This window comes from Pseudomonas sp. UBA6699 (assembly GCF_002454615.1).
Classification (GTDB): domain Bacteria; phylum Pseudomonadota; class Gammaproteobacteria; order Pseudomonadales; family Pseudomonadaceae; genus Aquipseudomonas; species Aquipseudomonas juntendi.
Genome location: NZ_DKJF01000037.1, coordinates 1 through 7879, shown reverse-complemented (window position 1 = coordinate 7879; position 7879 = coordinate 1). Strand labels below are relative to the sequence as shown.

The following is a 7879-nucleotide window of genomic DNA, read 5'->3' as shown; positions in this document are numbered from 1 at the left end:
TACTTGCTACTTGCTACTTGCAGCTGCCCTCAGTCGGCGATCAGCACCTGATGGGTTTTCAGGTCGGCCTCATGCGCGGCAAGAATTTCCGGCAGCGAGTTGCGCAGGTATTCGACCCAGGTCTTGATCTTGGCATCCAGATACTGGCGCGACGGGTAGATGGCGTACAGGTTCAGTTCCTGCAGGCGGTACTCGGGCAGCACCCGCACCAGGCTGCCGTCGCGCAGGCCATCGATGGCCGAATAAATCGGCAGCACGCCTACGCCCATGCCGCTGCGGATCGCGGTCTTCATGGCGTCGGCGGTGTTGACCATGAACGGTGAGCTGGTGATGTTGACCATCTCCTGGCCTTCCGGGCCATCGAACAGCCACTTTTCCAGCGGGATCACCGGGCTGACCATGCGCAGGCAGGCGTGCTTGAGCAGGTCGGCAGGTTTGTGCGGCAGGCCATGGCGGGCGATGTAGGTCGGCGACGCGCAGACGATGCTGTAGGTGATGCCCAGGCGCTGCGAAACGAACCCCGAGTCCGGCAGCTCGGTGGCCAGCACGATGGACACGTCATAGCCCTCGTCAAGCAGGTCGGGCACGCGGTTGGCCATGGTCAGGTCGAAGGTCACGTCGGGGTGCGATTCACGGTAGCGGGCAATCGCATCCACCACGAAATGCTGGCCCACCCCGGTCATCGAATGCACCTTCAATTGCCCGGCGGGGCGCGCATGGGCGTCGCTGGCCTCGGCCTCGGCTTCCTCGACGTAGGTCAGAATCTGTTCGCAGCGCATCAGGTAGCGCTTGCCGGCCTCGGTCAGCGCAATGCGGCGGGTGGTACGGTTGAGCAGCCTTGTTTGCAGATGGGCTTCCAGGTTGGAGACCGCCCGCGACACGTTCGCGGTGGTGGTGTCCAGTTGCGCCGCAGCGGCCGTGAAGCTGCCTAATTGCGCCACGCAACTGAAAGCACGCATGTTTTGCAGGGTGTCCATGGGTCACTCTCTAGGTAGAGGACAAAATTGTGTCACGAAGCAACGCAAAAGTTATGAAAACTTACCTTCGACCAAAGGCGGATTATCGCCATTTTGGTAACAAAGATTCGCAGGAATCTACGCTTATCGCCAGTGCTGCCGCCCCCTAGAATTGCTCGGCCCCTCCACCTCTTCCTCGGGAAATCGCAGCTGTGCCGCGTCGCATCATCAGAACGCTCAGTGCCTGTGCCCTTGCCCTCACCTTGAGCGGCTGTATCGGAACCTGGGGCATCGCCCCGCAAAGCAAGACGCTGCAAGCCAATACCCTGACCACCGACGCGGCCATTCGCGAAGCCGCAAGCGATGCGCACTGGCCCGACCAGCAGTGGTGGCACGCCTATGGCGACCCGCAACTGGACCGCTGGGTTGCCCTGGCAGTGGCCGGCAGCCCGAGCCTGGCCATGGCCGCCGCGCGGGTGCGTGAAGCCAAGGCCATGGCCGGTGTGGTCGAGTCGGCTGAAAAGCTCCAGGCCAACGGCCAGGCCACGCTCAAGCGCCACAACTGGCCTGAAGACCAGTTCTATGGGCCTGGCGCGTTGTCGGGTGCCAACACCTGGGACAACAACGCGGCCATTGGCTTGAGCTACGCGCTGGACTTGTGGGGCCGTGAACGCAACGCCAGTGAACAGGCCGTGGACCAGGCGCACATGAGCGTGGCTGAAGCGCGCCAGGCGCAGCTGGAGCTGCAGAACAACGTGGTGCGTGCCTATATCCAGCTGAGCCTGCACTTTGCCCAGCGCGATATCGTCAAGGCCGAGCTGGCACAGCAAGAACAGATCCTGGCCTTGGCCAAGCGCCGCCTGGCGGCCGGTATCGGCACCCATTTCGAAGTCAGCCAGGCCGAAGCGCCGCTGCCGGAAACCCATCGCCAGCTCGATAGCCTCGACGAAGAAATCGCCCTGGCCCGCAACCAGCTGGCCGCCCTGGCCGGCAAAGGCCCGGGGGAGGGCGCGCAGTTGCAGCGCCCGGCCCTGGCCCTGGCCGCACCACTGAAGCTGCCGTCCAACCTGCCTGCGGCACTGGTCGGCCAGCGCCCGGATGTGGTCGCCAGCCGCTGGCAGGTGGCTGCGCAGGCACGCGGCATCGACGTCGCGCACGCCGGCTTCTTCCCCAACGTCGACTTGGTCGGCAGCCTGGGCTTCATGGCCACGGGCGGCGGGCCGCTGGAATTCCTGACCGGGCGCAAGTTCAACTACAACGTTGGCCCGGCCATCAGCCTGCCGATCTTCGACGGCGGGCGCCTGCGCTCGCAGCTGGGCGTGGCCTCGGCTGGCTATGACGTGGCCGTGGCGCGCTACAACCAGACCGTGGTCGGTGCGCTGAAGAACATTTCCGACCAGTTGATCCGCCGCGAGTCGATGCAGCAGCAGTCGCACTTCGCTGCTGAATCGGTGGCCGCCGCGCAGAAAACCTACGACATCGCCATGGTCGCCTTCCAGCGTGGCCTTACCGACTACCTCAACGTGCTCAATGCGCAGACCTTGCTGTTCCGCCAGCAGCAGGTGCAGCAGCAGGTGCAGGCGGCACGCCTGATCGCCCATGCCGAGCTGGTCACCGCGCTGGGCGGTGGCCTGCAGGCTGGCCAGGACGTACCCCAGGAAGAACGCCAGGCTGCGCCGAACACCCCGGCGGCCCTGGCCATTTTCGATACCCGGCCGGACAACGCTGAATGAGCACTTCCAGTTTGCCTGTGCGCTGGCTGCAAAGCCTGGAATGGCGTCGCGGCTTCTTCGCCTGGGCGCGTACCGATGGCGTGACCTGGGTCTACATCTTCAAGGTACTGGCAGCCGCGTTCATTACCCTGTGGCTGGCCATGCGCCTGGAGCTGCCGCAACCGCGTACGGCGATGATCACCGTGTTCATCGTCATGCAGCCGCAAAGCGGCCATGTGTTCGCCAAGAGCTTCTACCGGGTGCTCGGCACCCTGGCCGGCTCGGCGATGATGGTGGCGTTGATTGCCATTTTTCCGCAGAACACCGAGCTGTTCCTGCCCAGCCTGGCGCTGTGGGTTGGGCTGTGCTCGGCCGGTGCCATGCGCTACCGCACCTTCCGCGCCTATGGCTTCGTGCTGGCCGGCTACACCGCGGCCATGATCGGCCTGCCGGTGCTGCAGCACCCCGACCAGGCGTTCATGGCGGCGGTGTGGCGAGTGCTGGAAATTGCCCTGGGCATCCTGGTGTCGACCTTCGTCAGTGCCGCGATCCTGCCGCAGTCGGCCAGCGCCGCAATGCGTAACGCCCTGTACCAGCGCTTTGGTGTGTTCGCCGGGGTGGTGGTCGAGGCCTTGCGCGGTGACAGCCAGCGTGACCGCTTCGAGAGCAGCAACGTGCGCTTCGTGGCCGAGGCGGTGGGCCTGGAAAGCCTGCGTAACGTCACCGCCTTCGAAGACCCGCACATGCGCCGGCGCAGTGGCCGGCTGGTGCGGATGAACAGCGAGTTCATGGCCATCACCACACGCTTCAACGCCCTGCACCGCCTGCTGGAGCGGCTGCGTGCACGTGGCCCGCGGCAGATCGTCACCGCCATCGAGCCGGGCCTGAACACCTTGGTGGAGCTGTTGCAGCCTTACGTGGGCCGGGCGCTGACCGACGCCGATGCACTGCGCCTGACCCTGGAGCTGGGCGCCTACAAGGAAGGCCTGCAAACCCAGGTGCGTAGCCTGCGGGCCGACTACCTGGCAACCGGGCCGAGCGCGGCCGACCAGCTCGACTTCCACACGGTGTTCGAGCTGTTGTACCGCTTCATCGACGAAATGTTCAGCTACGCCGAAACCCACGCCTCGCTGGCCGCGCACAAGCACGAGCGCGAGCAATGGGACGAGCCCTATGTGGCGCAGACCAGCTGGCTGGTGTCGTTGGCAGCGGGTGTGCGCGCCTCGGCGGTGCTGTTGCTGCTGGGCAGCTACTGGCTGCTCAGCGACTGGCCCAGTGGCGCCATGATGACCCTGATCGCCACGGTGACCGTGGGCTTGTCGGCGGCCTCGCCCAACCCAAAGCGCATGTCGTTCCAGATGGCCTGCGGCACTGCGCTGGGGGCCTTGGTCGGCTTCTTCGAGACCTTCTTCGTGTTCCCCTGGATCGATGGGTTCCCATTGCTGTGCATGGTGCTGGCGCCTGTGTTCGTGCTCGGCGCGTTTCTCTCGTCACGGCCGGCCTACGCGGGCTACGGCATCGGCCTGCTGGTGTTTTTCGCCATCGGCTCGGTACCCAACAACCTGACCGTGTACGACCCCTACAGCTTCATCAATGACTACATCGGCATGATTCTGGGCATGTGCGTGTGTGCCGCCGCCGGGGCGATCATCCTGCCACCCAACAGCCGTTGGTTGTGGAGCCGCCTGGAGCAGGAGCTACGCGAGCAGGTGTTGTTTGCCATCAGCGGCCGCCTGCGTGGCATCGGCACGGCGTTCGAAAGCCGCACCCGCGACCTGCTGCACCAGGCCTACGGCCTGGCAGCCGGCAAGCCGAAGGTTCAGAGCGAGCTGATGGGCTGGATGTTCACCGTACTGGAGGTCGGCCACGCGGTCATCGAGCTGCGCAAGGAGCAGGCCCGCGCGCCGGTGCACCCGGCGTATGCCGAGTCGCAACCGTGGCGCCAGGCCATCCGCGTGATGGGCCGGGCCTTGGCACGGCTGTTTCTGCAGCCCAGTGCCAGCAACCACGAACGCGCGCTGGTAGCAGTGGACCATGCCATTGCCCGGGTGCAGGCCACTGACGAGCCATTCGCCCGGCACTTCGATACCTCGGTGCTGCGCCGTGCGCAAAGCTACCTGCACTTCATCCGTTCTTCCCTGCTCGACCCACAGTCGCCGCTGGTGCCGGCGAAAGGACTGCCAGATGCTGCGTGAAAGCATGCCCCGCGAAATCGCCTTCCATGGTGTGTACATGCCCACCATGACCTTGATGTTCCTGTTTGCGCTGGGCCTGGCCTGGGGCCTGGACCGGTTCATCGCCAGCCATGATGGCTACCGCTTCTTCTGGCACCCGGCGTTGCTGCGCCTGAGCCTGTTCGTCTGCCTGTTCGGCGCCATGGCGCTTACTGTCTACTGGTGAGAAACCTTCGATGAAAAAGTTCTTCAGCCTGATCGCCACCCTGCTGGTGCTGGTCGCTGCCGTGGCCATCGGTCGCCAGTTGTGGGTGCACTACATGACCACGCCGTGGACCCGTGACGGCCGCGTGCGTGCCGATATCATCAACGTGGCCGCCGACGTGCCTGGCTATGTGGTGGACGTGCCGGTCAAGGACAACCAGCGGGTGAAGAAGGGCGACCTGTTGATCCAGATCGACCCCGAGCACTATCAGCTCGCTGTCGACCAGGCCAAGGCGCTGGTCGCGTCGCGCAAGGCCACCTGGGAGATGCGCAAGGTCAACGCCAAGCGCCGTGCCGACATGGACAACCTGGTGATCTCCAAGGAAAACCGTGACGATGCCAGTAACATCGCCAACTCGGCGCTGGCCGACTACCAGCAGGCCCAGGCTGAACTGGCAGCAGCCGAGTTGAACCTCAAGCGCACCCATATCGTAGCCACGGTGGACGGCTACGTGACCAACCTGAATATCCACCGGGGCGATTACGCGCGTACCGGTGAAGCGGTGATGGCAGTGGTCGATGAAAACTCGTTCTGGGTGTATGGCTTCTTCGAGGAGACCAAGCTGCCGCATGTGAAGGTAGGTGACCAGGCCGAGCTGCAGATGATGAGCGGCGAGCGCATCAAGGGCCATGTGGAGAGCATCGCCCGCGGTATCTACGACCGCGACAACCCGCAAAGCCGTGAGCTGATTGCCGACGTGAACCCTACTTTCAACTGGGTACGCCTGGCGCAGCGGGTGCCGGTGCGCATTCACATCGATGAAGTGCCGGACGGGTTCTTGCTGGCGGCGGGGACGACTTGTACGGTGGTGGTGAAGCCGAGCGAGGGGTGACCTGCGGCGCCATTCTGGCCCACAGTCACTGCACTGCCTTTAGATACAGCGCTGGACCTGTGGTGGCGGGCATGCCCGGCAAGAATCCAACGCGGTGGCTGGCACCGGCTGCGCCGGTGTTCGCGGGCGCGCCCGCTCCCACAGGGTACGCTGTGCGCCTGCCAGCATCGACAACCTGGCGTTCAGGCGGGCCCCACCAATACCGGCACCTTCACCCGGTCGATCACCTTCGCGCTGATCGATGGGTCCAGCAACCGGCCCAGCCGTGACAGGTGGCGGTGGCCCATGATGATCAGTTCGCAGTTCAGTTCCTGCGCCTTGGCTACGATCGCCTCGACCGGTTGCCCCGCGATCATGCAGCCCTGGCTGGCGAAGCCGGCCTGTTGCAACTCGCCTACCGCCTTGGCCACCGCGTCGTCGGCCTGGTGCTGTTCCTTGCAGGCGGCGGGGTATTGCTCCAGCTCTTCGGTGGTGTAGGGCGCGGGTTGCTCGTGCACGGCGAAGGTAGAGTCGATGGCCAGCAGCACGTGCAATTCGTGTTCGCCGGGGCGACAGTAACGGCGGGCGAGGGTGAGCAGGGCAGTGGCGGCGGGGGAGGCGTCGATGGCGATCAGGACGGGGCTGGACATGCAGGATCCTTGCTTCTGGCTGGCTAGTCATTTGCCTGCACCGCCCCTATCCCGGCCAACCCTGCTCCCACTCGTTCAACACATCCCTTGGGCATTGTGGGATCCCTGTGGGAGCCGGCTTGCCGGCGATAGGGTCGGTGCAGGCACTGCAACTGTTATGACCCAATCACCGTCCAGAATAAATACCCCACCACGTACGAGCGCATTGCGTCTGGTGCAATCGGCCAACCTGCTACCATCGCCACTCCCCTGCTGTAATGGAACACGGCCATGCAACTCCCGGACATGAACCTGCTCGTCGCCCTCGATGCGCTGCTCGACGAAGGCAGTGTGGTCGGCGCGGCGCAGCGCATGAACCTGAGCCCCGCGGCCATGAGCAGGACCCTGAGTCGTATCCGCGATGCGTTGGGCGACCCGATCCTGGTGCGCGCGGGCCGTGGGCTGGTGCCGACGCCACGGGCGCTGGCCTTGCGCGAGCAGGTGGCGGCGCTGGTGGAGCAGGCCGGCGAAGTGTTCCGCAGCGCCGATGAAGTCGACCTGCCCAAGCTCGACCGTGCCTTCAACATTCGCACCAATGACCTGTTCATCGCCCTGTATGGTGCCCAGCTGCTGCGCCGCATGCACGAGCAGGCACCGCGCACGGTGCTGCGCTTCGTGCCGGAAAGCCCCGGCGGTGACGACGACAGCGTGCTGCGCGACGGGCGCACCGACCTGATCATCAGCTCGACCGTGGATCTGGGACCGGAGATCAAGGTGCAGAGCCTGTTCCAGACCTACTATGTAGGCTTGGCCCGGCGCGACCACCCGATCTTCGAGCAGCCGATCACGCCGACCAGCTTTGCCAGTTACCCACAGATCAGCGTATCCCGCCGTGGCCGGGCCAACGGGCCGATTGATGTCGAGCTTGCCAACTTCAAGGTGCAACGGCGGGTGGCATTGATTACCCCGAGTTTTCACTCGGCGCTGTTCTCGCTACCGGATTCGGACCTGATCCTGCCGATGCCGGCGAATATCCTCAACAGCGTGCACAAGCTCGGGTTGCCACTGCGATCGTTCGAGATCCCGGTACCGCTGGAGCGGGTGACGGTGCTGCAAGCCTGGCACCCGCGGTTTCACAACGACCCTGCACATAGGTGGTTGCGGCAGACCTTGAAGGCTTGCTGCAGTGTTGATCCTTGATTGCCTGTAAGGGCCTCATCGCTGGCAAGCCAGCTTCCAGTCTGTGGGAGATTCTATGGTTTCTGGCAAGGCTAGCCGAGCATCTTCAGCGCCTGTGAGATCGAGCGCCGCCCGCGCGGCGCAATCGCGAGC

Annotated in this window: 7 protein-coding genes; 5 read left to right on the top strand and 2 right to left on the bottom strand. The window is 64.7% G+C overall.

The window, feature by feature from the left end; translation table 11 throughout:
* Positions 1 to 29: 29 nt before the first annotated feature.
* A complete protein-coding gene (locus B3361_RS07425) occupies positions 30 to 977 on the bottom strand; it encodes a LysR family transcriptional regulator (RefSeq protein ID WP_054906230.1) in 948 nt (315 codons plus the stop codon).
* A 191-nt stretch (positions 978 to 1168) separates the two neighbouring features.
* On the opposite strand from B3361_RS07425, the gene B3361_RS07420 reads away from it, so the two are divergent.
* Genes B3361_RS07420 through B3361_RS07405 form a run of 4 tightly spaced genes read left to right on the top strand, consistent with a single transcriptional unit; the run spans position 1169 to position 5939 of the window.
* Complete coding sequence (locus tag B3361_RS07420; RefSeq protein ID WP_054906229.1) at positions 1169 to 2689, top strand: efflux transporter outer membrane subunit; 1521 nt, start codon at positions 1169 to 1171, stop codon at positions 2687 to 2689.
* Positions 2686 to 4863 carry an FUSC family protein gene (locus B3361_RS07415; protein ID WP_009685039.1) on the top strand — a complete coding sequence of 726 codons (2178 nt, stop codon included), beginning with the start codon at positions 2686 to 2688 and terminating at the stop codon, positions 4861 to 4863. Before B3361_RS07420 ends, B3361_RS07415 begins: the two co-directional genes overlap by 4 nt.
* 4 nt (positions 4864 to 4867) lie before the next feature.
* Positions 4868 to 5068, top strand: coding sequence for a DUF1656 domain-containing protein (locus tag B3361_RS07410; RefSeq protein ID WP_009685040.1), 201 nt, complete (start codon positions 4868 to 4870; stop codon positions 5066 to 5068).
* 10 nt (positions 5069 to 5078) lie between these two features.
* Positions 5079 to 5939 carry an HlyD family secretion protein gene (locus B3361_RS07405; RefSeq protein WP_054906228.1) on the top strand — a complete coding sequence of 287 codons (861 nt, stop codon included), beginning with the start codon at positions 5079 to 5081 and terminating at the stop codon, positions 5937 to 5939.
* A gap of 182 nt (positions 5940 to 6121) precedes the next feature.
* Here the strand turns inward: B3361_RS07405 and B3361_RS07400 are convergent, their stop codons facing one another.
* On the bottom strand, positions 6122 to 6568 hold the full coding sequence (locus B3361_RS07400) for a universal stress protein (protein WP_054906227.1): 447 nt from the start codon (positions 6566 to 6568) through the stop codon (positions 6122 to 6124).
* A gap of 270 nt (positions 6569 to 6838) precedes the next feature.
* Between B3361_RS07400 and B3361_RS07395 the strand changes: the two genes are divergently transcribed.
* On the top strand, positions 6839 to 7747 hold the full coding sequence (locus B3361_RS07395) for a LysR family transcriptional regulator (protein WP_009685043.1): 909 nt from the start codon (positions 6839 to 6841) through the stop codon (positions 7745 to 7747).
* Positions 7748 to 7879: the final 132 nt, after the last annotated feature.

Bases quoted from the DNA above. Each gene is read 5' to 3' on its own strand.
- B3361_RS07410 (WP_009685040.1), top strand. From the start codon at position 4,868: ATGCCCCGCGAAATCGCCTTCCATGGTGTGTACATGCCCACCATGACC.
- B3361_RS07425 (WP_054906230.1), bottom strand. From the start codon at position 977: ATGGACACCCTGCAAAACATGCGTGCTTTCAGTTGCGTGGCGCAATTA.
- B3361_RS07405 (WP_054906228.1), top strand. From the start codon at position 5,079: ATGAAAAAGTTCTTCAGCCTGATCGCCACCCTGCTGGTGCTGGTCGCT.
- B3361_RS07415 (WP_009685039.1), top strand. From the start codon at position 2,686: ATGAGCACTTCCAGTTTGCCTGTGCGCTGGCTGCAAAGCCTGGAATGG.
- B3361_RS07400 (WP_054906227.1), bottom strand. From the start codon at position 6,568: ATGTCCAGCCCCGTCCTGATCGCCATCGACGCCTCCCCCGCCGCCACT.
- B3361_RS07395 (WP_009685043.1), top strand. From the start codon at position 6,839: ATGCAACTCCCGGACATGAACCTGCTCGTCGCCCTCGATGCGCTGCTC.